The 25768-nt window shown below is 65.6% G+C and carries 18 protein-coding genes; 8 read left to right on the top strand and 10 right to left on the bottom strand.

The window, feature by feature from the left end; translation table 11 throughout:
- Positions 1-105: 105 nt before the first annotated feature.
- The 3 genes from P0Y59_04400 to P0Y59_04390 are packed head-to-tail and all read left to right on the top strand — an operon-like array spanning position 106 to position 3376.
- Positions 106-804, top strand: coding sequence for an SDR family oxidoreductase (locus P0Y59_04400; protein WEK00942.1), 699 nt, complete (start codon positions 106-108; stop codon positions 802-804).
- A complete protein-coding gene (locus P0Y59_04395) occupies positions 801-2603 on the top strand; it encodes a DUF885 family protein (GenBank protein WEK00941.1) in 1803 nt (600 codons plus the stop codon). The genes P0Y59_04400 and P0Y59_04395 overlap by 4 nt, the downstream gene beginning before the upstream one ends.
- On the top strand, positions 2603-3376 hold the full coding sequence (locus tag P0Y59_04390) for a methyltransferase (protein ID WEK00940.1): 774 nt from the start codon (positions 2603-2605) through the stop codon (positions 3374-3376). The genes P0Y59_04395 and P0Y59_04390 overlap by 1 nt, the downstream gene beginning before the upstream one ends.
- Before the next feature lie 75 nt (positions 3377-3451).
- On the opposite strand, the gene P0Y59_04385 is transcribed toward P0Y59_04390, so the two are convergent.
- Genes P0Y59_04385 through P0Y59_04370 form a run of 4 tightly spaced genes read right to left on the bottom strand, consistent with a single transcriptional unit; the run spans position 3452 to position 9971 of the window.
- A complete protein-coding gene (locus P0Y59_04385; protein ID WEK00939.1) occupies positions 3452-4099 on the bottom strand; it encodes a hypothetical protein in 648 nt (215 codons plus the stop codon).
- Positions 4100-4102: 3 nt separating this feature from the next.
- On the bottom strand, positions 4103-5524 hold the full coding sequence (locus tag P0Y59_04380) for an efflux transporter outer membrane subunit (GenBank protein ID WEK00938.1): 1422 nt from the start codon (positions 5522-5524) through the stop codon (positions 4103-4105).
- The gene (locus P0Y59_04375; GenBank protein WEK00937.1) at positions 5521-8712 is read right to left on the bottom strand and encodes a CusA/CzcA family heavy metal efflux RND transporter; all 3192 of its coding nucleotides are present in this window, start codon (positions 8710-8712) and stop codon (positions 5521-5523) included. Before P0Y59_04375 ends, P0Y59_04380 begins: the two co-directional genes overlap by 4 nt.
- On the bottom strand, positions 8709-9971 hold the full coding sequence (locus tag P0Y59_04370) for an efflux RND transporter periplasmic adaptor subunit (GenBank protein ID WEK00936.1): 1263 nt from the start codon (positions 9969-9971) through the stop codon (positions 8709-8711). The genes P0Y59_04375 and P0Y59_04370 overlap by 4 nt, the downstream gene beginning before the upstream one ends.
- An 89-nt stretch (positions 9972-10060) precedes the next feature.
- Between P0Y59_04370 and P0Y59_04365 the strand changes: the two genes are divergently transcribed.
- Genes P0Y59_04365 through P0Y59_04350 form a run of 4 tightly spaced genes read left to right on the top strand, consistent with a single transcriptional unit; the run spans position 10061 to position 13609 of the window.
- Positions 10061-10735 (top strand): response regulator, encoded by a 675-nt coding sequence (locus tag P0Y59_04365; GenBank protein ID WEK00935.1) that lies wholly within the window; start codon positions 10061-10063, stop codon positions 10733-10735.
- Positions 10732-12036 carry an ATP-binding protein gene (locus P0Y59_04360; protein ID WEK00934.1) on the top strand — a complete coding sequence of 435 codons (1305 nt, stop codon included), beginning with the start codon at positions 10732-10734 and terminating at the stop codon, positions 12034-12036. Before P0Y59_04365 ends, P0Y59_04360 begins: the two co-directional genes overlap by 4 nt.
- Positions 12037-12080: 44 nt before the next feature.
- Positions 12081-12965, top strand: a complete 885-nt coding sequence (locus tag P0Y59_04355) for an NAD(P)-dependent oxidoreductase (GenBank protein ID WEK00933.1) — start codon at positions 12081-12083, stop codon at positions 12963-12965.
- Positions 12962-13609: a 2-hydroxychromene-2-carboxylate isomerase gene (locus P0Y59_04350; GenBank protein ID WEK00932.1), complete on the top strand. Its 648-nt coding sequence runs from the start codon at positions 12962-12964 to the stop codon at positions 13607-13609. The genes P0Y59_04355 and P0Y59_04350 overlap by 4 nt, the downstream gene beginning before the upstream one ends.
- A 57-nt stretch (positions 13610-13666) precedes the next feature.
- Here P0Y59_04350 and P0Y59_04345 read toward each other — a convergent pair whose 3' ends face one another.
- From P0Y59_04345 to P0Y59_04330, 4 genes are read right to left on the bottom strand one after another with little or no spacing between them, the layout of a single operon-like run.
- Positions 13667-15556 (bottom strand): glycoside hydrolase family 2 TIM barrel-domain containing protein, encoded by a 1890-nt coding sequence (locus P0Y59_04345; protein WEK00931.1) that lies wholly within the window; start codon positions 15554-15556, stop codon positions 13667-13669.
- A 4-nt stretch (positions 15557-15560) separates the two neighbouring features.
- Positions 15561-16766: a mannonate dehydratase gene (gene uxuA, locus P0Y59_04340; GenBank protein ID WEK00930.1), complete on the bottom strand. Its 1206-nt coding sequence runs from the start codon at positions 16764-16766 to the stop codon at positions 15561-15563.
- 58 nt (positions 16767-16824) lie between these two features.
- Positions 16825-18189, bottom strand: a complete 1365-nt coding sequence (locus tag P0Y59_04335) for a dienelactone hydrolase (protein WEK00929.1) — start codon at positions 18187-18189, stop codon at positions 16825-16827.
- On the bottom strand, positions 18189-20522 hold the full coding sequence (locus P0Y59_04330) for a TonB-dependent receptor (protein ID WEK00928.1): 2334 nt from the start codon (positions 20520-20522) through the stop codon (positions 18189-18191). The genes P0Y59_04335 and P0Y59_04330 overlap by 1 nt, the downstream gene beginning before the upstream one ends.
- Positions 20523-20666: 144 nt before the next feature.
- Between P0Y59_04330 and P0Y59_04325 the strand changes: the two genes are divergently transcribed.
- On the top strand, positions 20667-21491 hold the full coding sequence (locus P0Y59_04325) for a FadR/GntR family transcriptional regulator (GenBank protein ID WEK00927.1): 825 nt from the start codon (positions 20667-20669) through the stop codon (positions 21489-21491).
- Between the two features lie 405 nt (positions 21492-21896).
- Here the strand turns inward: P0Y59_04325 and P0Y59_04320 are convergent, their stop codons facing one another.
- Together P0Y59_04320 and P0Y59_04315 are read right to left on the bottom strand one after the other, a co-directional pair.
- Positions 21897-24290, bottom strand: coding sequence for a glycoside hydrolase family 31 protein (locus tag P0Y59_04320; GenBank protein ID WEK00926.1), 2394 nt, complete (start codon positions 24288-24290; stop codon positions 21897-21899).
- Positions 24287-25543 (bottom strand): MFS transporter, encoded by a 1257-nt coding sequence (locus tag P0Y59_04315; GenBank protein WEK00925.1) that lies wholly within the window; start codon positions 25541-25543, stop codon positions 24287-24289. Before P0Y59_04315 ends, P0Y59_04320 begins: the two co-directional genes overlap by 4 nt.
- Between the last annotated feature and the right edge of the window lie 225 nt (positions 25544-25768).

The following is a 25768-nucleotide window of genomic DNA, read 5'->3' as shown; positions in this document are numbered from 1 at the left end:
CACCCGTTTTTCGGCGAGCGTCGCCGACAGCGCAGCGGCTCTCGCAAGGGAGCATCGTGGCAGCGCCCGGCGGGCAGATCCAATACGCGCAGGGGAATAATCCTGATGACCGGAACTCTGAAAAATCAAACCGTCGTCGTGTTTGGCGGCAGTGACGGAATCGGTGCCGCAGTCGCCGAATTGGCAAAGGTCGAGGGCGCTCGCGTCGTGGCGTTCAGCCGCTCGGGCGGCGCCCCCGACGGCGTCGAAGGAAAGGCCGTCGATGTCACTGACCGCGTGGCGCTCGCCGCGGCATTGCAGACGGTCGGCGCGATGGACCATCTGGTCTACACCGTGGGTAGCCGGATGGGGTCGGCGCCTCTCGAATCGCTTGGCGACGAGGTGCTGCAACATACGTTCGAGACCAAGTTGTTCGGTGCTGTCAGGGCGGTACGCACGGCGCTGCCGTATCTGGGACCGACCGCCTCCATCACCTTCACGTCGGGGCAGGTGTCGCGCAAATATGGTGTCGGGACGTTGGTGAAGGGCACGGTCAACGCAGCCGTGGATGCCGCGGGCCGTCATCTCGCCAAGGAACTCGCGCCACGTCGAGTCAACGTCATCAGTCCAGGTGTCGTCGATACGGGCCTGTGGGGTGAAATCGGGTCGGAAACGCGCGCCGCTACCATCGCGCGCGTGTCAGGCTCCCTGCCCGTCAGGCGGATTGGTGCGCCACGGGAACTGGCTCAGGCCTATCTGTTCGTCATGACCAACGGCTTCGTCACCGGGGCGCTGATCGACGTCGATGGCGGGGGCCTTTTGTGAAACGCTCCCTGCGCATCGTCGCTGCGCTGGGATCTGCGGCCATGTCGCTCAGTGGGGCGACGGCCGCACAACCCGGTGCGCGTATCGATGCGTTCCACAAACTGCTGTCCAAGCAGTGGGAGCATCAGCTCCAGACGAATCCCGAAGCCGCTACGCTATTGGGCGATCGCCGCTACAATGATCGATGGACCGACGCCTCGCTGGCGCATGTCCGGTCGGAACGCAGCGCGACGGCGGCGTTCCTCAAGCGATTTGCCGCGGTGGATACCACCGGTTTCTCCAGCGAGGACAAGCTCTCCCATCTCCTGATGGTCCGCCAGTTGCGGACAACGCTGAAAGGATTCGATCTCAAGCTCTATGAGATGCCGATCTACCAGTGGCGCAGTTCGACGCCCCTGGCGCTCCCCACTTATGCGGCGGATTTCCCGTTCGACACGGTCAAGGACTATGAAGAGTATATCACGCGCCTGAAGCGCATCCCCACAGTTCTGGATCAAACGGTCGAGGTGGCGCGACAGGGCCAGCGCGACAAGCTGATGCCGCCGGCATACCTGTTGAAAAAACTGGTCGCGCGGATCGACGGCCTGGTCGTGCCATCCGGCACGGACAGCGTCTTCGCCCAGCCACTGACCCGCTTTCCGGCAGGTATACCGTCGGCAGCGCGAGATCGCATCAGCGCCGAGATGGTGACCGCCATCGATGACGTGGTCAGGCCCGCCTATCGACGTTTCAACCGCTTTCTGGCGAACGATTACGCGCCCCATGGTCGCGCCGAACCCGGTCTGTGGAGCCTGCCGAACGGCGATGCGATCTATCGGTATCTGGCCGAGCAGCAAACGACCACCACACAATCCCCGGAACATATGCACGAGGTCGGACTGGCCGAGGTCAGCCGGATCGAGGCGGAAATGGCCCTGATCGCCAAGGGGCAAGGTTTTTCGGATCTCACAAGCTTCCGCGCGGCGTTGAAGACCGATCCCAGCCTTCATGCCTCCTCACGCGAGGATATGTTGAACCGGTATCGCGGCTTCATCGCGCAGATGAAGCCCATACTCCCCAAATTGTTCGGAGCCTTGCCCAGGACCGATCTGGTGGTCGTGCCGGTTCCCACCTTCCTCGAATCCGCCGCGCCGATCGCCGACTATCATCAAGGGACGCCAGACGGATCGCAGCCCGGCAGGGTTTACGTCAACACCGCCAATTTCGAGACTCGCTCAACGCTGTTGCTTGAATCGGCCGCGTATCACGAAGGCGTTCCGGGGCATCACCTGCAATTTTCGATCGCCCAGTTGCTGCCCGGCTTGCCGCCCTTTCGGCAACAGGCTGACTATACCGCCTATATCGAAGGTTGGGCGCTCTACGCCGAACTAGTGGGCAAGGAGGTCGGATTCTACAAGGATCCGCTGTCCGACTATGGTCGACTGTCCAGCGAACTGCTTCGCGCCGACCGGCTCGCGATCGATACCGGGGTTCACTTCAAGCATTGGACGCGCCAGCAGATGGTGGATTTCTTCCACGCCCATTCCGGCGAGGATGAAACCCAGATTCAGGCGGAAGTCGATCGCTTCATCTCGATCCCTGCCCAGGCGCTGTCCTACAAAATCGGCGAGCTCGAGATCCTGGAACTGCGCGAGCGCGCCAGGTCCCGGCTTGGCGACCGGTTCGACATCAGGGGCTTTCACGACCGGATCATCGGCGACGGGGCACTGCCGCTGGACGTGCTTGAGACCCGCATCGATGCCTGGATCGCCGGGACTCGAACCACTCTACCCGCTTCACCACGAAAGGATCGATTCTGATGAACCGCCTTGTTTCTGGCCACAGCCGCATGCTGTGGACCGTCTGCCTTGCCGGCGCCGTTGCGGTCACCGCATATCCAGCCCTGGCGCAGCGCGAAGGCTCCGCTCCCGTCACCAGCACGGCCGCCACACGCCCCGACGCCGACAAGGCGCGCGATGTGGACCGCAAGCCGACGACCATGATGCAGTTCGCCAAGGTCAAGCGCGGTCAGACCGTGGTCGATTACCTTCCCGGCAAAGGGTATTTCACCCGGCTGTTCAGCGATGCCGTCGGTCCCAAGGGAGCGGTATATGCCGTATGGGACCAGATCCTGATCGACCGGCTGAAGGGCAAGCCGCTTCCGCCGTCGGTTTCCGGAGAGCCCGGACGCAGTAACGTCCATGACGGCGTCGCCAATGCCGATACGCTGGGCGTGCCCGGCAAGGTCGACCTGGTCTGGACCTCCCAGAATTATCATGACGTCCATAATTGGGCAGGCGCACAGGGCACCGGCGCGCTCAACAAGGTGATATTTGCCGCCCTCAAGCCAGGTGGACTCTATGTCATCGTCGATCATGCCGGAACGCCGGGACTCGACGATGCAGGCATGGCCAAAGTGCACCGGATCGACGAGACATTGGTCAAAAGCGAGGTCGAGGCGGCCGGGTTCGTGCTCGACGGCGAGTCCTCGGCCTTGCGCAACGCCGCCGATCCCCGGACCGCCGCTGTTTTCGACCCCGCCATTCGCGGAAAGACCGATCAGTTCGTCCTGCGCTTCCGCAAGCCCCGCTGACCTCCGCCCCGCTCGTGAAAATCATAGCTCGGCCGCAGCCTGCGGCACGGCCGCCGGCTTCAGGCGCTCCACTCGCTATCCCGAGCGGGTAACCCAGATGCGGTCGTGCCCCAGATCGAAGATCACCCGGGCGTGCCTGAAGGCGTAGAGTCCAACCATCGGCCGAGGTCCGTCCGTCACTTCTGTTTTGGGGACCTCGACGCCCCCGACCTTCACCGCGTTCGCGGGCCCGAAACCGGGAGCGGTGATGCCCCCGACACTGGAGAGATCGAGGCGCGCGCTCAGCGGCGCGCCACCATCCGCCGCAATGTTCACCGACAGCGTCCCGTCAGGTTCGTGCCTGATCGCGATCTGCTGGGAACGACGTTCCAGCCGACGCGCCTCGCTTGCCGAAAGCGGTTGCAGCACATGATGGGCGAAGTCGATCTCGATCGGGTTCTCGTCGAGCAGGTCCTGCCCGATCCGCAATGCCGCATCCGGGCCGGGCTCTGTTTCGACCGCCGCGACCCTTGCGCGAAATGACTCGGCACGGAGATGAATTGCTACGTCGGGGCCGCCACCCCGCATCTTCACATGGTCCGCCAGATCTGGAGTCATGGCCGAGGTGGCAATGCCCGGCGCAACCGAAACGCGAACCGTCTTTTCATCGACTCGTCCGTGCAGCAGCAATGCCGCCCCAACCAGGATGAACTTGCCGCTGGTCGCCCCGATCACGCCCGCCATGATTCAATTCTCCACGACACCGCCGCCCGCAGCCTGAAACATCGCGACGGTGTCCGTCAGGCGTGCTGCACGGGCCTGAATGAGCTGACCCCGCGCCTGCGCGTCGGCGGCGGTGGCGTTGAGCAAGGCGAGCGTGCCGACATCCCCCAACTCTAGCTGGCGTCGGATGAACCCCAGCGCACGCCCCGATGCGTCGCTCGCCCGCGCCGCGGCATCGAGCGCATCCGCGTCGGTACGCAGGCCCGTGAGCGCGTCGGCGACGTCGCCAAAGGCTTGCAGGACCGCCGCGCGATATTGCGCCTTGGCACCGTCCAGCGCGGCTTCGGCCGCATGCTGTTGGTGACGCAGCGCGCCCGCATGGAATATCGGCTGCGTGACACCGCCGACCAGCGACCAGAATGGATTGCCGCCCTGGAACAGGTCGAACAGATGCTGCGCGGCGCCCCCGGCGCTCGCGCTGAGCTGGATATTCGGCAGCCGGGCCGCAATCGCCACGCCGACATCGGCACCCGCCCCTTCCAGTTGCGCGCGCGCTGCCCGGATATCGGGGCGGCGCGCAACAAGATCGGACGGAAGCGCCAGCGGCAGGTCGTGCGGCAGGGCAAGGGCGCCAAGGTTCGGCAAAGGCGGCAGCTCGACGCCCGCCGCGCGGCCGAGCAAAGTACCGATCACGATGCGCTGGTGCGCCTCCGCCCGAACCAACGCCGGAAGCGCGGCTTCGGCGGTCGCCAGCGCTGTCTGCTGCGTGGCGATATCGGCCGCGCCGACCGCGCCGAGGCGCTGGCGCTGAAGCAGGTTCCGCAGGATATCGCGATTGACCGACACACTTGTCTCGCCCGCTGTGACCTGGTCGGCCAGCGAGGCGCGCTGGATCACTGCTTGCACGAGGTTTGCCGTCACCGCGGCGCGAGCTGCCTCGAGCCGATGGCGCTGCACCTCGGCAGCCGCGCGCGCCGAGCGAATATGCGCATGCGTCCCGCCGAACAGGTCGAGACCGTAGCTGACCGTCACCTGCGCGGTGTGCAGCGTGTAGAGATATTGCGATGAATCAGTGACCGCAGGCGCAAGCGCGTTCGAGACACGCGTTCGCTGCGCCTGGTAGCTCGCATCGACCTCCGGCAGAGCCGCACCGGCGGCCGCGCCGGCCTGCTCCCGCGCCTGGCGCAGGGCGGCGTCGGCGACGGCAATATCCGTTGCGTGCGCCAGTGCCTCATCCACCAGCGCCATGAGCTCCGGCGATCCGAAGGCACGCCACCAGTCAGCCGCGACCACGGTATCCACGGTCGCCTGCTCCGGCCCAGCCTGCGGCGCGAAGCGTTGCTGCTGTTGTTGCGGCGGCAAGGTCGCCTTGGGATCGAGATCGCGCGGGCCCGCCGCGCAGGCGGTGACCATCAACGCGAGCAACGGAAGAAAGAGAGGCTTCATGTCCGAACCTCCCCATGATCGGCTTCGGGCAATGGCAGGTGCCCGACATCTCGGCCATGCGCGCCCCGATATTCCGGCGCCACGCGCCTGGAGAAGCAGTCGATCAGCACAGGCAGGACCAGCAGGATGAGAAGCGGCGCCAGTGTCATCCCGCCGACCACGACCAGCGCGAGCGGCTTCTGTACCTGGCTGCCGATACCGTTCGACAAGGCAGCGGGAAGCAGGCCGATCGCCGCGACGAGACAGGTCATCACCACCGGGCGCAGGCTGTGCCGCACCGTCGTCGCCAACGCGTCCCGCCGCGTCACGCCTTCGTCGATCGCATGATTGTAGGTCGTGACGACCAGGATGCCGTCCATCACCGCGATGCCGAACAGCGCGACGAACCCGATCGCCGATGAAATGCTGAATGCCGTCCCGGTCAGCGCAAGCGCAAGCACACCGCCGACGATCGCCATGGGGATCGCCGAGAAGGCGAGCAGGCTGTCCCGGATCGAACCGAAATTGGCGTAGAGCAGCAGCAGGATCAGCAACAGGCTGACCGGGACGACGATTTCGAGCCGGGCGACGGCATTGTTGAGATTGTCGAGTTCGCCGGCCCATTCGAGATGATAGCCCGAGGGCAGATGGACATTGCGGGTGATCCGCGCCCTCGCCTCGTCCACCGCGCCACCGAGATCGCGCCCGCGCACCGAGAATTTTATCGGGATGTAGCGTTCCTGATGCTCGCGGTAGATGAAGGACGCGCCCGAGGTCAGCCGAACGTCGGCCACTTCGGACAGCGGGACCTGGATCGTACCGGTGCCGTTCGGCGCGGGCGCGCCTACCGTGATGCGGCGGATCGCATCGACTGTGTCCCGTTGCTCGGGGCGCAGGCGCACGACGATCGGGAAGTGCCGGTCGGTGCCCTTCTCGTACAGCTCGGCACTGGACTGCCCCCCGATCGCCGCAGCCACCGTCGCATTGATGTCGTCGGGGGTCAGCCCGTAACGTGAAGCTCGAGCACGATCGACGTCGATGCGCACGGTCGGCTGGCCGAGCGACTGGAACACGCCGAGATCCTCGATCCCCTGCACCTTCGCCATCTCGGCCTTGATCGCATCGGCATATTTTTCGAGCGTCGGCAGGTCGGGTCCGAACAGCTTGATCGAGTTCGCGCCCTTCACACCCGACGCCGCTTCCTCGACATTGTCCTCGATATATTGCGAGAAGGAAAAATCGACGCCGGGATAGCCGGCCTGCAATTTACTGGAGAGTTCGGCCGTCAGCGTTTCCTTGGTCACACCGGCGGGCCAGGTACCGAAAGGCTTGAGCGGCACGAAGAATTCGGCGTTGAAGAAACCGGTGGAATCCGTGCCGTCGTCGGGGCGGCCATGCTGCGAGAGCACTGACTCCACCTCTGGATATTGCGCGATCATCCGCCGCACGCCGTTGACCACGGGCTGGCCGGCCTCGAGGCTGATCGAGGCCGGCAGGCTCGCGCGGATATACATGTTGCCTTCTTCCAGATGCGGCAGGAACTCGATGCCGAGCGACCGCACCCCGACGACCGCCGCGCCGAGGAGCAGCAGCGCACCACCAAGGGTCAGCACGCGGTTGGCCAGCGCGAAGGCGGCCGCTGGCTCGTACCAGCCCCGCAGCCGAGCGACGATGCGGGTCTCGACCTCCGACAATTTGTCCGGCAGCAGCAATGTCGCCAGCACCGGCGCGACGGTGAAGGTCGCGATCAGCCCACCCGTGATGGCGTAGGCATAGGTCTTGGCCATCGGTCCGAAAATATGCCCTTCGACCCCGGCCAGCGTGAACAGCGGCAGGAAGCTGGCGATGATGATCGCCGCCGCGAAGAAGATCCCGCGGCTCACTTCGTGGCTGGCGCCAAGCACCGCCGAGAAACGGCTGGCCATGGTGTAGTGGCCGTGCCCGTTTTCGACATGCGCCGATCGTTCGACCATGTGGCGGAAGATATTCTCGACCATGATGACGCTTGCGTCGACGACCAGCCCGAAATCGAGTGCCCCGACTGACAGCAGGTTCGCGCTCTCGCCCTGAAGCACCAGGATCAGGATCGCAAAGGCGAGCGCGAACGGGATTGTCGCCGCGACGATGATCGCGCTGCGCAGATTGCCGAGAAACGCCCATTGAAGGATGAAGATCAGCAATATCCCCGCGAGCAGATTCTCCAGCACGGTATGGATCGTCAGGCGAATGAGATCGGAGCGGTCGTAGACCCGGTCGAGATGGACGCCGGGCGGAAGCGCGCCAGATGCGTTGATATCGGCGACCTCCTTCTGCACCGCCTGGATCGTCGGCATCGACTGCGCGCCGCGCTGCATCAGCACGATGCCCTGCACGATGTCGTCGCGGTCGTTGTAGCCGGCGATGCCGAGCCGCGGGGCGTTGCCGATCTGAACATGGGCGACGTCCTTCAACAGGATCGGCTGCCCGTTCGCCGTGCCGACCAGCACATTCTCGATTCCGGAAACTGACTGGATAAGCCCGACCCCGCGCACGATCGCGGCCTGTGCACCGAAATTGATCGTCTGCCCGCCAACATTGCCGTCGCTCTTGCCGAGCGCGGCGAGCACCTGCCCGACCGAGACGCCGTGCGCGGCCAGCCGGTCATTGTCGATCACGACGTCATAGGCACGAAGCTTGCCGCCCCAGCCGGTCACGTCGATGACCCCGGGAATGCGCTTGAAGCGACGTTGCAGCACCCAGTCCTGCAGCGTCTTCAGGTCCATCACCGAATAGCCGGCCGGCGCGCTGAGCTTATAGCGATAGATTTCCCCGACCGGGCTCGTCGGCGACAGCGTTGGCTGCGCGCCCCCGGCGAGCGGCGGCAGTTGCGAGAGGCGGTTGATGACCTGCTGCTTCGCTGCCTCGTTGGTCAGGTCGTAGCTGAACTGTATCTTGATGTCGGACAGGCCGAACAGCGAGATCGCGCGGATCGCCGTCAGGTGCGGGATGCCCGCCATGCCGACTTCGATCGGGATGGTGACGTTGCGCTCCATCTCCTCGGCCGAAAGCCCCTGCGTCTGCGTGACGATCTCCACCATCGGCGGGACGGGATCGGGATAGGCCTCGATGTTGAGGTTCCAGAAGCCGACCACGCCCGCGAGCAACATCGCGGAGAAGATGCCGACGATCAGCAGGCGCTGGCGCAGCGAGAACTCGACGATGCGGTTCATTCGCCAAGACCCGCCTCGTTCACGAACAGCGCTCCGGCCGTGACGATGCGCTCGCCGGGCCTGAGGCCCGTAAGCACGACGACCGCACCGTCCTGCGCGTCGCCCGCGGTTATGGCGCGTGCCTGCAACAGGCCGTCGGGACGGACGACCCAGACACGCGCGGAATCACCCTCATGGATCACGGCAGCGGAGGGAACGCGCAAGGCATTGCCGCGCTGCGGCCGCTGGATCGAGAAGCTGGCGAACATCTGCGGCTTCAATGCGCCATCGGGATTGGCAATGGTCGCGCGCACCGGCAACCGATGAGTCTGCGGATCGAGCGCCGCCCCGACGAGATCAATGGTGGCGTGGAAGCTGCGCCCCGGAAGAGCCGGCGTCGTCACCGTCACCGCATCGCCCAGATGCACCCCATTGGCATCGCCTTCGGCGATCTGCGCGATCAGCCAGACGTGCGACGGGTCGGTGATGGTCATCACCGGCTTGTCTCCTCCCTGCGAGACATATTGCCCCGCCGAGACATCGCGCGAGGCGATCAGCCCGGCGATCGGCGCATGCAGCGTGGTGCGATCGTGGATGCCGGAGACTTCGCCAGCCCCTTCAAGCTGCCCGATCTCACCGGGCGACTTTCCGAGGATCGCAAGCTTGTCGCGCGCCGCGCCTAGCGCTGCCGCCGTGGTCCTCGCGGCGGCCTGCGCCGCGACCAGATCTGTCTGCGCCTGCAAATAGTCCTTTTGCGCCCCGCCTGCCGTTTCGAAGATCTGGCGCTGGCGTTCCGCATTGCGTGTGGCGGTGGCGAGTTGCGCCTGCGCGTTCTGGAACGCGGCGCGCGCGGCGAACAGCCCGCTGCGTGCATCGACGAAGTCGCTCGTCTTGACCAGCAGCAGCGGCTGGCCCTGCCGCACATATTGACCCGCATCGGCGAGCACACGCACGACTTGCCCAGCATAAGGCATCAGCACGGGCGTGCTGCGGTCGCCATCGACCGTGATCGCCCCGCTCGCCAGGGTGCGGTCTTCCGATGCCGCATAGCCGACCCGGATCGTCTTCAGCGCAGCCATCTGCTCTGCGGTCGGCCGGAAGGTGCCCGGCGGCGAGGCAGGAGGGGCGACCTGATCGCGACGCGTCATGCTTCCGATCGCCAGCCACAGCACGACGATGCCGACTATGACAGCCACGGCGATGGCAAGCCAGCGCACCTGCTCGCGGCGTGGCAACGTCTGTATCGTGGGCAGCGGGTGTGGCGATGATGGAGCGTGCATCGGAAGGCCTGTTACGGTGGGGCTGGCACCCCTAGGCAGGCTCGCTTACAGCGGGCTTACAAATTGCTGCGTTGCGGAAGAGCGAGACGATGCGAATTCTGCTGATCGAGGACGAAGATGCAGTGGCAATGCCGCTCGTCGACGCCTTGTCGCGGCGCGGATTGACGGTCGATCGCGCACGTACCAGCGAGGAGGCCGAGGCATATCTCGAGGCGATCGACTATGCGGCCGTCCTGCTTGATCTGGGTCTGCCTGACGAAGACGGCATCTCGCTCCTCATGCGCATGCGCGCGCGCGGCGATGCCCGGCCTGTACTGGTGCTGACCGCGCGCGGCTCGATCGACGCGCGCATCCTTGGCCTGAACGAAGGGGCCGACGAATATATGGTCAAACCCTTCGACGTCGACGAACTGCATGCCCGCCTTCACGCGATCCTGCGGCGGCGCGACGGCTATGTCGGAAAGTCCCTCCGTTGCGGCGCGCTCGAGTTCGTCGTCGAGACCCGCATGGCCTATGTCGAATCGCAAGCGCTCAGCCTGTCGGTGCGGGAAACCGAGTTGCTGGAACTATTGTTACGCCGGGCGGGCAAGGTCGTGCCGAAACGCATCGTCGAGGACCAGCTGTTCGGCCTGGACGGCGATCTCGGCTCCAATGCGGTGGAAGTATATGTCCATCGTTTGCGCAAGCGGCTCGAGGATTCTGAGACCCGCGTGCGGATCGAAACCGTGCGCGGCGTCGGCTATATGATCGTTCCTGTCGCATGAGGTTGGCGATACCTCGCTCGCTGCTCGGGCAGTTCGTCGCGCTCCACGTGGCGGTCGCACTGGCGGCGGCGATCACCCTCTTGTGGAGCGCCTCCGCCCTGCTCCACCAGACAGCCGATCATTTCCAGCGCAACCTGCTGCGCCGGCAAGCCGTGCTGTCGGCTGCATCGGCAGGACCGGACACCCGTAATGCACAGCCCGTCGTGCTGACTAACGGCATGGCGGTCAGCACGATCGGAGCGGACCGCCGCGTGGAAAGATCCTATGGCCCGCCGCGTCCGGAAATACTGGCGGTGGCGCCGCTTGACCGGACAGCGCATTTCTTTCGCAGCGGTGTGGTCGAGGGCTATAGCGTGCCCGTGGGGAGCGGCTGGATCGTCGTTTCGCAGGACGATGCCGACCCGGCAGTCGTCACCGACGATATCGTGCGCAGCTTCCTGCCCAGATTCGCGCTGATCTGCCTGCCGATCGCGGCACTCGTTCCGCTGATCGGGGCGCTGATCGCACGTCGCATGACGCTTCGGATGCGCGCCGTCTCGGCGATCGCCGCGACGATCGGCCCGCGTTCGCTCAACACCCGCCTGCCGAGCGGCCTCCTCCCGGTCGAGGCCGAGCCGTTGGCGGAGGCGACCAACGCCGCGCTCGACCGCCTGGCCGCAGCGATTCATGTGCAGGCGGCATTTGCCGCGGACGTCGCGCACGAACTGCGCACGCCGCTTGCCGTCGTCCGCCTTCGCGCCGATGCGGTCGCGAACCCGGAACTTCGCACGGCGATGATGTCGGCGGTGGATCGGGCTGCCCGAGTCATTGCCCAGTTGCTTGCGCTCGCCGAGATCGAGCGCCCGGTCGAGGATGGCGGAACCTCGGTCGACCTCCACGCACTGGCGGAAGGCGTCGTCTCCGACCGGGCGCCCGGAATCATCGCATCCGGCCGCTCGATCGCGCTTGAACGCGCGGACACACCGGCACGGGTACGCGGTTACTCCGAGGCACTGACACTCGCGCTCGAAAACCTGATCGACAATGCCGCGCGCCACACGCCCCCCGGCACCGCGATCGTGGTCAGTTCCGGCCCGGGAGCGCTCATCGCGGTCGGCGACAATGGCGATCCGATCCCGGAGGCGCATTTCGTGCGGCTCAAAGACAGGCTGTGGCGGGGCGCGGGGGCGAATATCGAAGGATCGGGGATCGGCCTTTCGATCGTCGAGCGCGTTGCGCATGCCCATCATGGCGCGCTCACGGTGCACCGCGGATCGGGACAACGTGGCCTCGTCTTTCTGATGGCGCTTGACGATCTGTAGGACGGCACGAGCCTCAGGCGATGAATAGGCGAGGCGAGGATGAGATGGAACTGACGGGATTCATCGGCCTGGGCGTCATGGGCCAGCCAATGGCGCTCAATCTGGCGCGCGCCGGCACCAGGCTCATCGTCTGGAACCGGACTGCAGAACGGAACGGCCCACTGCGGTCGGCCGGCGCGACAGTGGCCGACAGTCCGGCTGCCCTGTTTCGCCAGGCGCGGATCGTGATCCTGATGCTCGCCGACGAAGCGGCGATCGACGCGGTCCTGGGTCGCGGCACGCCCGACTTCGCGGCCAATGTGACAGGTCATGTCATCGTCCAGATGGGTACGGTCCCTCCCGCCTATTCCCGGGAACTGGGCGCCGAGATCAGCAATGCCGGCGGCGCTTATGTCGAAGCCCCCGTTTCCGGCTCACGCAAGCCGGCCGAAGCCGGAGAACTCGTGGCGATGCTCGCCGGCGACGAGAGCGTCATGGACGAAATAAGCCCGCTGCTGACACCAGTGTGTCAGAAGATATTCCGCTGCGGCCCGGTTCCGGCTGCCCTCACCATGAAGCTTGCGGTCAACAGCTTTCTGATCACCATGGTCACCGGTCTGGCGGAAGCCGCTCACTTCGCTGAACGCCACGGCCTGGACATGAATCAATTCCGCGCCATTCTCGATGCCGGACCGATGGCCAGCAGCGTATCGCGTATCAAGCTCGCCAAGCTGGTGGAGCAGGATTTCGACGTACAGGCGGCGATCTCCGACGTGCTCAAAAATGCCCGGCTGGTCGCGGACGCGGCACGGGAGGCGGAGATTGCGTCGCCGCTGCTGGATGCCAGCCACCTTCTCTACCGCGAGAGCGAGGAACTGGGGCATGGTCGCCTCGACATGGTGGCCGTGGTCCGCGCGATCGAGGCACGAACCCAAGGGAAGCAACCATGAGCAGCCGTGAATGCGACTGGTATTTTGATGTCATCTCCCCCTTCGCCTATCTCCAGTGGAAGACCCGGAGCCGGTTCGGCGAGCGCGTTCGCCTCACGCCGGTCCCCGTCGTGCTCGGGGCATTGCTCGGCCATTGGGAACAGAAGGGACCAGCCGAAATCGCCCCCAAACGCCTCCATACCTATCGGGCATGCCAGTGGCGCGCCGACAGGCTCGGGGTCCCGTTCCGCTTTCCGCCGGCCCATCCGTTCAACCCGATCGCGGCATTGCGCCTGATCGTCGCGCTCGGTGCGACGCCGGCAGCGGTCGATACCCTGTTCGATGCCGCCTTCTGCGACGGGCTGGACATCTCCGAACCTGATATTCTCGAGACGATCGGGAACAGCCTTGGCCTCGAGGACGTCGCAGGCGCCATCGCCCAGCCGCATGTCAAGGACCGGCTGCGGGCGAACACCGACCGCGCGATCGAGCGCGGCGTATTCGGCGTGCCGACGATCGCGGTCGGCGACGACCTGTTCTGGGGCGAGGACAGCACGGAGATGCTGATCGACTTCCTCGACAACCCCGCCCTGTTCACGACCGGGGAGATGGCCCGGCTCGGGTCGTTGCCCACCGGCGTAACGCGCCCGCACAAGCGAGGCTGAGACGAAATCGCCGTGGAAGGGGCGTCCGACGTCGCCCCTCCCCCGTCCGGCCCGTCGTCAGTGGCTTACCGTACCGGCCTTGGTCGCGTAGTAATTCGCCAGAACGTCGAACGCCTGCTTGCGCTGCCCGGTTTCCGAGATGAGCCCCTTGCGGTTCCAACCCTGCTGAAAATCGGGGTTCTGCCGGCGTGGAGAACGGAAGTCCTTGAGGATCCATGGCGACATGCCGCGCAGCGTCGGCACCGAATCCGCCATCTTGAGCGTCGCGCGGTAATAGTCCGCCTGATACTCCTCGGAGAATTTCTGCGGACCGGTCAGGTCATGGAACCCCGCCCGGGCGTCGGCGCCGAATTCGGAGAAGACCAGCGGCTTGTCGGCGGGCACCTGCCAGACGCTGGCGGGCAGGTCGGTCAGCCGGTCGTTAGTATACCAGCCGTTATACGTATTGATTGCCAGCACATCCAGCACATCGGCGAGTGGATCGGCCAGGGTCATCGTGGGAGTCTTCGCGTCCTTCGAACGCTCGACCAGCAGCGCCGCGCTGACCAGCCTCGTATCGTCGAGGCGGCGGACATCGCCGACGAGCGTGCGGAGGAAGGTGTTGCGCGCGTCGGTGACGGGGGTCTCGTTGGCGACGCTCCAGATCGCGATCGACGCGCGGTTGCGATCGCGCAGGATGTTCTCGGCCAGCATGTTGCGCGCGGTCGCCAGCGTATCCGGATTGGACCAGGCGACGAGCCAATAGACCGGCACCTCGCTCCACACGAGCAGGCCGAGTTCGTCGGCGGTGCGCGTCATCATCTCGGTGTGCGGGTAGTGCGCCAGGCGGACATAATTGCCATGCAGCCCGTCCTTGATCTCGCCGAGCAGGGCCCGCGCCGCCGCCGGGCTGATCGCCCGGGTCGGCTCGCTGCCCAGTTCCTCCTCGTGCAACGAGATACCGCGCAGGAAGATCGGCTTGCCGTTGAGCAGGATGTCCGGACCGCGCACCTCGATGGTGCGGAAGCCGATGCGATCACGCCACTGGTCGTCGCCCGTCGCAATCGTCACGTCGTAGAGCCTGGGACGCTCGGGCGACCAGCGGACCATCGCGCGCGGCGCGACCATGGTGGCGCGCCAGTTGCCCGCGGCGTCGGTGGTGCCGGCCTGGTCGAGGCCAAGCTCGGCAATACGCAGCCTGACCGCGCGATTGGCCGCCTGCGGTCCGTCGAGATGCACATCGACTGCCATCCGCCCATCCCGCGTCAAACGGACCCAGGCGTCGTCGACATAAGTGTCCGGCGTCGAGATCAATCGCACAGGCCGGGTGATCCCGCCATAATTTTCCCAGTCGGTGACGGGCGGGGGCACGGTCGCCTCTGTCGCCTGCGAATCCACGCCGACCGTGATCTGGTTGTTGCCGTCGCGCAGCAGGCGGGTCACCTCGAAAGCGAAGGGCGTGAAGCCGCCTTCGTGGCGCCCGACCGGCTGGCCGTTGAGGTAGACGACGGTCGTATAATTGGCCGCGCCGAAGCGGAGGAAGGTACGCCCCTTGCGCTGCGCCGGCACCGGAAAGGTGCGCTGATACCACATCAGCCCCTGATAATAGCGAAGCTCGGGCGCCTCGGTCAGCCAGGACGAGGGCAATGTGGTGACCGGCGAATGGGCGAGGTCGAATTCATAGAGGACCCGGCTGTCCTGCGCCATTTCCTTGCGCACATCGACATCGCGGTAGCGTTGCTGGCCGCGATCAGGCGTTTCACCGTGGAAGCCGGCGAGGCCGGAGCGGTACGGATCGATCGAATAATGCCAGGCGCCGGACAGGTCGGTCCCCTGGCGCATGTCGGCCGAGACAAGCAGCGGCCCGCTCTGCGCCGTCGCCTTAGGCAAGGCGGGTGCCGCGACCTGCTGCGCGGCTACGGGCGCTGCCCACAAAATGGCGGCGGCGATGAGCCATCCGGGCTTCATTCCTTCAAGCACATCCCTCTCCCATTCCTGTTCGTGATGATATCCCGGGTGTCGCGTGGGCGATCCCGCGTTCGAGCCCGCGCAGTTCAGCCAGCCCCCGCATGCGGCCAAGCAGCGAATAACCGGGGTTGGTCGCTTTGGTCAGGTCGTCGAGCATCTGATGGCCATGGTCAGGGCGCATCGGGATCGAGCGACCACTGCGCTGCTGCAACCGATGGACCGCCGCCACGATCCCGGCCATCCCGGCATCGCCTTCGAGGTGGGCCGCCTCGTGAAAGGCGTCGTCCGGCTCGCGCTGCACGGAACGCAGATGCAGGAAACCGATCCGGTCGCCCAGCCGCTCGATCATGCCGGGCAGGTCGTTGTCGGACCGCACGCCGAACGATCCGGCGCAAAAGCACAAACCGTTGGAAGGATTGGGGACCCGGGCGAACAAGGCAGCAAGATCGGCCTCGTTGCTCACCACGCGTGGCAGGCCGAAGATCGGGAAGGGCGGATCGTCGGGATGAACGACGAGCCGCAACCCGAGTTCATCGGCAACGGGGCACACCGCGGCAAGGAAGTCGGCATGGTTGGTGCGGAGGCGCTCGGCGTCGATATCGGCATAGGTGTCGATCGCGGCAAGGAGCTCGGCGGAGGTGAAGCTCTCCTCGCTGCCCGGCAGTCCGGCAATGATCGTCCGCTCAAGCCTGTGGCGCGCCGCTTCGTCCATCGCATGAAAGCGGCGCGTCGCGGCCTCGACCATGGCGGGCGTGTAACTGGCATCGGCGCCCGGCCGGCGCAGGATGTGGAGGTCATAGGCCGCGACCGCCTCCAGCTCGAAGCGTAGTGCCAGCGCGCCATCGGGAAGCGGCCAGGCAAGGTCGGTCCGGGTCCAGTCGAGGATCGGCATGAAATTATAGGTGACGGTGGCGATGCCGCATGCCGCGAGATTGCGCAGGCTCTCGCGATAATGCTCGATCAGCCGGTCCCATGCCGGCCCGCGCGTCTTGACATCCTCATGCACGGGCAGGCTCTCGACCACGGTCCAGCCCAGCCCAGCCCGCTCGATCTCGCGCTTGCGCGCCGCGATAGCCTCGCGCGTCCAGACCTCGCCGTTGGCGACCTCGTGCAACGCGGTCACGACCTCGCTCGCGCCCGCCTGGCGGATATCGCGCAGCGAGACCGGATCGGGTGGACCGAACCAGCGCATCGTCTGCGTCATGAACATATACTGGCACTCCCTTGCCGACATCCGCGTCATGCGATGGCGACCTCTTGCTCGTCGTCTAGGACGCAGGTTTGAACTCGAATGACATGCCCGACGCCTTGTTCGGCTGGAATCCCTTCCACAAGGTCGCCGTCGGGGGGCCGGGACTGTAGCCGGCATAACGACCCGGCGGTGCGCCAGCCCAGATACCGTCGTTCGAATTTGGCACGAGTCCGTCGATATAGGCTGCCTTCCTCATGTCGCCCTTCACGTAGCGGTCGAGAAACGCGGCGATGAAATGCGTCTCGATCGCCATCAGCCGATCCTTGCGCCAGACCGAATCCTCGAACCAGTCCTTGTCCCAATAGTCCGCCCGCATTTCCGGCGGCGCGCCGATCAGGCCGATGCTGTGCCCGGCCTCGCGGAAGGTCAGCAGATACCGTGCCGCATGCACCTCATCGTCGAACAACGTACGGACGCCGGGATCGTAGCCGACCGTGTGGTCCTGGCTGCCGACGATGAACAAGGTTGGCGCGCGAATCGCCCCGACACCGGGCGGCGCCCACATATCCGCCCCGCGCAGCGCGCGCGGCGGGGCGATCGCGACCACCGCCTTGAGACCCGCGACCTTGAGCTCGCCCGCCCTGGGCCCACCGGCGATATAGGGTGCGAGCACATCGCGGGTGGCAGCGGCCAGGCCGGGATGAAGTGGCGCGCCCGCCGCGGTGAGCACGCCATAACCGCCCATCGAATAGCCGATCAGCGCGGTACGGTCGGCATCGGCGGTGGCGAACGGCCCCTGCCCTTCCCGCGCCCGACGCTGCGCCTCCGCGGCGACGAACACGATATCGAGTGGTCGCCGGGCGATCGGGCCTGCCGCGGCGGCCGCAGTGCGGACGGTGATCGGCGGGTCGCGAAAGGCTGGTGTCACGACGACATAGCCCTTGCTCGCGAGATTCTCGCCGAGCCAGGAAAGGACCTCCGGGGTGTTGCTATAGCCATGCGCGAGGACGACGAGCGGGAAGCGCCCCGCGGCAGCACGCGCGTCCGGCGAGGCTATGCCGGGAACGGTGAAGGCGATGTCGGAACCACTCTTCCTCGGCAGCGCCGACCGGTAGAGTGTGCCGGCTCCCGCCGCTGCGGCCGGATACCAGATGCTGAGCGGCAGATGGCGATCCACCGCGGCGGGCCTGTCCGCCCCCTGCAGAGGATCGAGCTGGCCGGGCTGCACGAACTCGGCCCTGGCAACGCCGACCGGATACGAGCCGAGCGCGGCGAGTTCCGGCGCATCGACACCGGGTTTCGCCGGCGCATCCTGGGCAGGCGGGCTCGCAGCCGACAACATTGCCGCGGCGCCCGCCATCGCCAACGGCAGCGCAAAACGAAACATCACATTGCCCCCGATCCATGGTGTGGCGGGGCGACGTGCGCGCCCCGCCGTCATCAGAAATTCACGCCGAGCCGCAGGCCGCCATAGCGACGGAAGTCGCGCGGCAGGAGCGCCTGGGTCGCCAGCTTGTTGCCGAAATTGCCCGCCGTATTGACCAGCGAGGGGAAATATTGCTGGTCGAACAGGTTGTTCACGAAAGCGACCACTTCCCATCTGCGGTCGCTGTCGCGCACGCCAAGCCCGACATTGACGATGCTATAGGCCCGCTGGAACGTCTGCGGATCCTCCGCCACATAATAGACATCGCCCTGATACTGCCAGTTGGCCTGCATCACGCCGCGCAGGTCGCCGCCCAAAGACGGCGAATAGTCGGCGCCGACCGAGAACTTCCATTTCGGCGCCTGCACGGCACGCGCGCCGGTCAGGTTCTGATAGGCAGGCTGTGCCGGCTTCGTGGGCGTCGCGGGCACCGCGGGCACGCATCCCTGCGCGGCGGTTTGCAGCGGATAGCATTGCCCGACGGGAAACGAGGTATATTTCGCGTCGAGATAGGCGACCGATGCGTTGAGGTTGAGGTCGCTGCCGATCCGCGCCGAACTGTCGAACTCGATGCCCTTCGTGTTCAGCCCGCCGACATTCGTCAGACGGAAATTGGACGTCCCGTCGGCGAGCGTCTCGATCGTCTGTGCCTGCAGATTGTCATAATCGGTATCGAACAGGGTGACGTTGACCGTCACGCGCCGGTCGAGGAACTGCATGCGCGCGCCGATTTCCCTGTCGCGCGACCGTTCGGGCTTGATCGGCCCGGCCGCGGCCCGGTTCGCGTTGAAGCCGGTCGTCAGGTCGTAGGTCTGCCCCTTGTAGCCGGTCGAATAGGTCGCGAAGAACATGATGTCGGGCGTGACCTCATAGCGCCCGCTGAAGCGATAGGTGCCGGCGGTATCCTCCGCATTGCCGCTGAAGAAGGAGGAGGCGGGCGCGGCGAGATTGTCGCGGAAGGTGTAGTAGATCTTTTCGTTCTGGACGCGCCCGCCGCCGGTCAGGGTCAGGTGCGGAACGATCTCCCAGTCGACCTGAGCGAAAGCGGCGATCTGCTCCGACTTCGATGTCGCATACCAGTTGGCCAGCGAGAAAGCAGGGCCGCGAAGGAAAGGCCGCTCGAACGCCACGTTCGCATAATAGGCACCCAGCGTATAGCGGAACGGCTTGTCGCCGGGCGAGAGCAGGCGCAGTTCGTGCGTGAACAATTTCGACCGGAACTGGCCGACCTGGATGTTGTTGCCGTTGGCCGTCGGGGAAGATGTGTCGTCCTGGTCAAGATAGTCGTTGAGGCGGAACTTGTCGTACGAGGTGATCGACACCAGGGTCATGTCGCCCAGTCCGACTTCAGCGCGCAGCGACCCGCCCCCGCCATGATATTTGGTACGGGAGTCGTAGTTGTTACTGATGTTTTGATTGCCCTCGCTGACCGTGACGCCGGGGAATACGACCCCCGCCGTCTGCCCGGCGACGCCGCGCAGCAACGCGGTCGGATCGAGGCGGATGAACGGCCGCCCGACGCTTGTGTTGCCGTTGAGATAATTGCCCGACAGCGTGATGGTGACGTTGGCGGCCGGTTCCCAGCGGAGCTTGCCGCGGGCGTTGACCGCCTCGCGCCCGTTCACTTTCTTCCCGTTGAACAGGTTGCGGACGTTGCCGTCCCAGTTGGAATAGCTGGCCGACAGGACATAGCCGAGGTCCTGGCTGATAGGACCCGATACGCTGAAATTGCCGCCATATTCGCTATCGGTCGTCGCCAGCGCATTGGCGCGGAAGTGGAAGGTGTCGGTGGGCTGGCGGGTGATGATGTTGATCAGGCCGGCCGAGGCGGACTTGCCGTACAGCGTGCTCTGCGGGCCGCGCAGCACTTCGATCCGCTCGACGTCGGGCAAGTCGGTGAAAGCACGGGCCTGGAAGGCGAGCGGGACTTCGTCGACCAGTACCGCGACGCTGGGTTCCACGCCGATGCCGAAGGCGAAGGTGCCGACGCCGCGCAGCGACACGTTGGCATTGACCGGATGCTCGGCCGGACGAACCGTCAGCGAGGGCGCGATCTTGCCGAGATCCTGGAACTGCCGGACGCCCGTCGCATCGAGCTGCGCCTGGGAGACCACCGAAATAGCCAGCGGCACGCGCTGGACGTTCTCGGCGCGCTTCTGTGCGGTGACGATGATGTCGCCGCCCATGTCCGGCGACGGCGCGCTCTCGCTGGTCGGGCCAGTCGAGGCGCTTTGCGCTGAATTGGCAAGAGCTTCGGGTGCGGCATCCTTCGCAAAGGCAGGCGAGGCGCCGAGCGCGAGCGAGGCGATCAGTGCGGCGCGGCAAACGGAATCGTGATATTTGCTCATTTCAACCCCCTCATATCGGTCGCGGATTCTGCCGTCCGTAAACCTGTCTGACGTGTTGGTAGCAAATGGTCTTACCAAATACAAGCTTTCGCGATCGACCCACTACGGCCCGTTGCGGCCGCGTGTTGCGGCACGGGGGCGCCGATGCTAGTCTCACTGTATCTTATGCCGAAAAAACAACTGACCAGACCAATCACCGCACCCTCGGCCGCCACCCCGCAGCCGGACTCGCGCAAATTATACCAGCAGGTCGCGGCAGCTGTCGCCGGCGCGATCCAGCGCGGCGAGTTCGCGCCGGGCCAGCGCATTCCATCGGAACGTGACCTGGCCGAGGAATATAAGGTCAGCCGCCCGACGATCCGCGAGGCGATGATCGCGCTGGACGTGATCGGACTGGTCAAGACTCGCCACGGTTCGGGCATCTTCGTCGTCGACAATCCGCCCAAGGACGCGGCGATGATCGGGCTCGACATCGGCGCCTTCGAACTGACCGAGGCACGCCGCCTGTTCGAGGGCGAGGCTGCGGCGCTTGCCGCTGTCTCGATCACCGACAACGAGATCGCTGAGCTCGAAACGCTGATCGGTGAGATGGAGCGCGAGAATCTCGAGAATATCAGCGGCGAGCACGCCGACCGATCCTTTCACCTGACCATCGCGCGGGCGACGCGCAACTCGGCCGTGGTGGATGTCGTCGAGTCACTATGGGACGCACGCTACCGGTCGCCGCTCTGCGCGCACATGCTTGAACGGGCGCGGAGCGTGGGTGTGCAGCCACGCATCGACGAGCATCAGCGCATCCTAGCCGCGCTCCGCGACCGCGACCCCCATGCGGCACGGCGGGAGATGCGCGATCACCTCGCGCGCGTGATCGATGGCCTGCTGACCGCGACGGAGACCGACGCATTCGAGCGGACGCGTGCTGAGGTTGAGGCGAAGCGGAGCGATCTCGCGCGCCGGGTAGCGGTCTGAACTCGGCATGACGCAATGATCGTAAATGGCTGAGATTCGTCGCCTTCGAACCTCAACTGGCACACGCACGCTCATCCAAGAGTAGTGCCAAACCACGTGCTGACGCGTGAACCGTGTCGCCGATGCGACAGGTCAGACGCGCCGTCAAAACGGATTTTTTTCCAAAGGCTCCATCCGGACTTCGCGCTGTTACAATCACCTCGGCAGCATCCCATTTCGGGTTTGAGTGCGGAGCGATACTGACCACGACGGCCCACACCTCGCGCTTTGGCTGCTCCGAGCAAGCCGTCAACGCGATCATCCCCGCTAACAGGCCCAAGCAAGATCTTTGCATAGCTCATATTGAGCACTTTAGCAGGGCGTCCGCAATTGGCGTGCATCCGATCGTTCGCTCGTGAAGCGCCGCTAGACCGCCAGGCTCACGCCGCGACGTCCATCGTGAGTCACGCCATCGCCAACGCCGCCATTCACCTGCAACATACGTTGATCGCCGGGCGGCAGCAGGAGGGTAATAGCCGCCTCCCCCAACTGTCCCTGCCCTTCGCGTCGCACCGTGACCGAAACGCGTTCCGCGTCCGCGTAACCATCGACATGCCAGCGATCGACCGGGGCATCGCCGTCACCGACATCCTCCATCGCGCTCCAGGCGAACGCGCCCTCGCGTGGCGGAAACAGCCACACGCCGCGGCGATAGGGTTCGGGCCGCCATCCACCCTTCGCGAGATCGACCAGCATCGCCGATCCGGCACGCGCGAGCAGCGGCGGCGGCCCGTCGAGCGGTGCCGGGAGGGTGACCTCAGCACCGCCCCCAACATGCTCGCCGGTCCACACATCGACCCAGTCAGTCCCGGCCGGCGTCCGCAAAGTCCGCGTCGTGGCCCCCGGCTCCATCACCGTCGCGACCAGCAGATCGGAACCGAGCAGATGCTCGTCATTCTCCTCCCAGGTACGCGCGTCGCCGGGGAAGTCGAGCCAGGTCGGCCGCACCATCGGCTCGCATGCGGCATGATAACGATGCAGCAGGTCGTAGAGGAACGGCACCAGCGTCTGGCGCAGCGCCAGCAGCCGGCGGATTGACGGCAGGATTTCGGGGTACATCCACGGCTCGTTGACGGTGCGGTCGTCGTTCCAGCTATGGATGCTGAACCGTGGCATGAACACGCCTGCCTGCACCCAGCGCAGCAGCAGTTCCGGCTCCGGCGCCGGCCCGGCGAAACCGCCGACATCATGCCCGCTGTTCGAGACCCCCGACAGTGCCAGCCCGATGGCCATCCGTGTATTGTAGCGGATCGTCTTCCACTCGGTGCGATTGTCGCCGCTCCATGTCTGCGCATAGCGTTGCAGCCCGGCCATGCCCGACCGGGTGACGACATAAGGCCGAGAGCCCGGCGCGGCCTCCTGTTGCGCCCGCCGGGATGCGCGGGCCATCAGCATCGGCTGCACCGGTCGCATCGCTGCGGCGGAACATGGCGAGCCGAAGCCGTGGAAACGGGCGCGCCTGTCCCAGATCTCATATTCGTTATTGTCGTTCCACGTCGCGACAATGCCCTGGTCGAGCAGCGCCGACTTGACCTGGTCACGCCACCAGGCGGCAGCCGCCGGGTTGGTGAAGTCGATATAACTGCCGACCTCGTCCCAGAACTGCGCCTCGACTGGCGCACCCTGCCCGTCACCGACGAACAGGCCGGCGGCGGCGACCTCGTCATAGCGCGGATGGCTGCGCAGCAGCGCGGGCTTGATATTGGGCACGAGCCGCACGCCCGCCCCGGCATAGCTGGCGACGAAGGCGGCCGGGTCAGGGAATTTGTCGCGGTTCCAGTGGAACACATAGCGCTTGTCGCCGATCGAAGTGTAGCCGGACGACAGATGGAACGAGGTGCAGCCGAGATCATGCTCGCCGAGCTTGTCGAGGAACCCAGCCATCTGCTCCGCCGCGTCCGGCGCGTCGGTGTAGCTCATGGTCGACCCGGAATAGCCGAGCGTCCAGCGCGGCATCAGCGCCGGACGTCCAGTGAGCCAGGTGAACCGCCGGGTCACCGCCAGCGGATCGGGCCCGGCGATCATCCACAGGTCGAGGTCCCCGGTATCAGCGACGATATGGCGGTAGTGCCCGTGATAATTATCGAGCTCGCGCCCGAAGTCGACGCTGACATCGGCAACGCTGTCGTAGAAAGCGCCGTGGCAGCGGCCCATGGCGTCAGCGACGAGGATATAGGGGATCGACTTGTAGAGCGGGTCGCTTTGTTGGGCGTCATAGCCCATCGGATCGAGGTTGGTCAGGCGGAAGCTGCGCCCGGCGCGATTGCTGTCACCCGTCCGGTCGCCGAGCCCGTAATAGCGTTCGCCGGCCTGGCGCGCGCAATAATGGTAGACCCGGCCGTCCCACCAGCCGAAATCATAGGCCTGGGTCGGGCGATCCGCCGCCATCAGCCGCCATTGTTCGCCATCGTGCTGCTCCCAGGTACAATGCAGGCCGTGCAGGCGGATGGTGATGCGCAGCAGCATCGTCTCGATGACGATCCGCTCCTCCCCGACAGCAAGGGCGAAGTCCGGGCAGGTGAACCCGTCCACATCCATCCGGTCGCGTCCGGGCTCGGCAATGTCACTTGCCCCCGCCGCGATCGCCCAACTCGGCGGACTCGTCACAACGCCGTCGGCCAGTAGCAGGAGCCGCGCGATATCTTCCTCCAGCACGAAGATATGCGCCACGGCGCCGGTATCGGCGACGAGGGTCAGGCGACCGCGACGTTGCTCCGCCAGCGAAAACAGCGGCGGGTTGGAAAGCGTGGCACGTCTCATCGGCGGGGCTCCGGAACAATCAGGTATCTTATGCCGACGATCAGGACGACGGCACCGATCAGGTCGAACACCGACAGGGCAGCGAACAGCGGCGCATAGCCGACCGTGTCCGCAAGCTGGCCGATCAGCAGCGAGAAAAGCAATCCGCCGATCCAGCCCGCCTGGCCGACGAACCCGTTGGCGGTGCCGACCTCCTCGGGCGTGAACACGTCGGCCGACAGCGTGTTGATCAGCACCGAGATCATCTGATGGGCGAAACCGCCGACGCAGAACAGGGCGATGGCGGTATAGGGGCTCACGGCGAGGCCGATGCAACCCGGCGCGATCATCAGCACGGCGGCAAGGCTGATGCCCGCAACGCGCGAGGTGATGAGCCGAACGCCGAAGCGCCTGACCAGGAACGGCGACAGATACCCGCCAAGCACGCCGCCGATGTCAGCCGCGAGGAACGGGAGCCAGGCGAACAGCGCGATCTGCTTCAGGTCCATGCCGCGTTCGGTGGCGAGATAGAGCGGAATCCAGAAGCTGAACGTCTGCCATGCCGGCTCGGCCAGGAAACGCGGTACCGCGATGACCCAGAATTTCGCTGAACCGAGAATCTCGCGGGCACTCGCACGCGGTCCCGGCACGCTCGGACGGTCGGCCGCGATCAGCGCCTGCTCCTCGGGCGTGATCGCCGGGTGCGCCGCCGGGCTCCGATAAAAGGCATACCACGCAGCCGCCCAGATGAGGCCGACCGCGCCAGTGACGATGAAAGCGACCCGCCAGTCAGCCCAGAGCGATACCGCGATCACGACCGGCGGGGCGATCAGCGCGCCGAGCGACGTGCCGGCGTTGAACCAGCCGACAGCCACCGAACGCTCACGCGCCGGGAACCATTCGGCGATCGCCTTGATCCCCGACGGCACTGCAGCGGATTCGGCCAGCCCGAGCAGCCCGCGAAAGAAGGCTAGTCCCAGCCAGCCCGCAGCAAGCGCATGCAACATGTTGGCGACCGACCAGGCGACGCCAAACAGCGCGAACCCGACGCGCAGGCCGAAGCGATCGACGACGAATCCCGCGATCGGCTGCATCACGGTATAGGCAAGCTGAAACGCGCCGACGACATAGCTGTATTGCTGAGTCGTCATCGCCAGGCTGGTCTTCAACTGCGGCGCGAGCACGCCCAGCGAATTTCGCGCAAGGTAGTTCGCGATCGTGCCGGCACAGACCAGCGCGACGATCCACCAGCGCAGATGGGGTATCCGCTTCATGCCTCTCCCCTTCCCCTCCACGTCACATTTTCTCGACGCTTTGCGCCCCCGTGAAAGTCGGCAACGGAAGGCAAGCCCCCGCGGTCATCCACGCATGAAGGCTACCGCACCTGCAATGGCCTGTCCAGATAGGTCAGGCCAATTACCATGTGGGCTGACTGGCAGCATCCATCGCCTCGCACAATGATGGCCGAGCTTGAAGGACGGTATCCCGTCGAGGTGATG

Origin of the sequence: Candidatus Sphingomonas phytovorans (genome assembly GCA_029202385.1) — a bacterium.
GTDB classification, from domain to species: domain Bacteria; phylum Pseudomonadota; class Alphaproteobacteria; order Sphingomonadales; family Sphingomonadaceae; genus Sphingomonas; species Sphingomonas phytovorans.
Note: the sequence above shows the minus strand (reverse complement) of the source record. Positions and strands in the feature narration are given on the sequence as shown.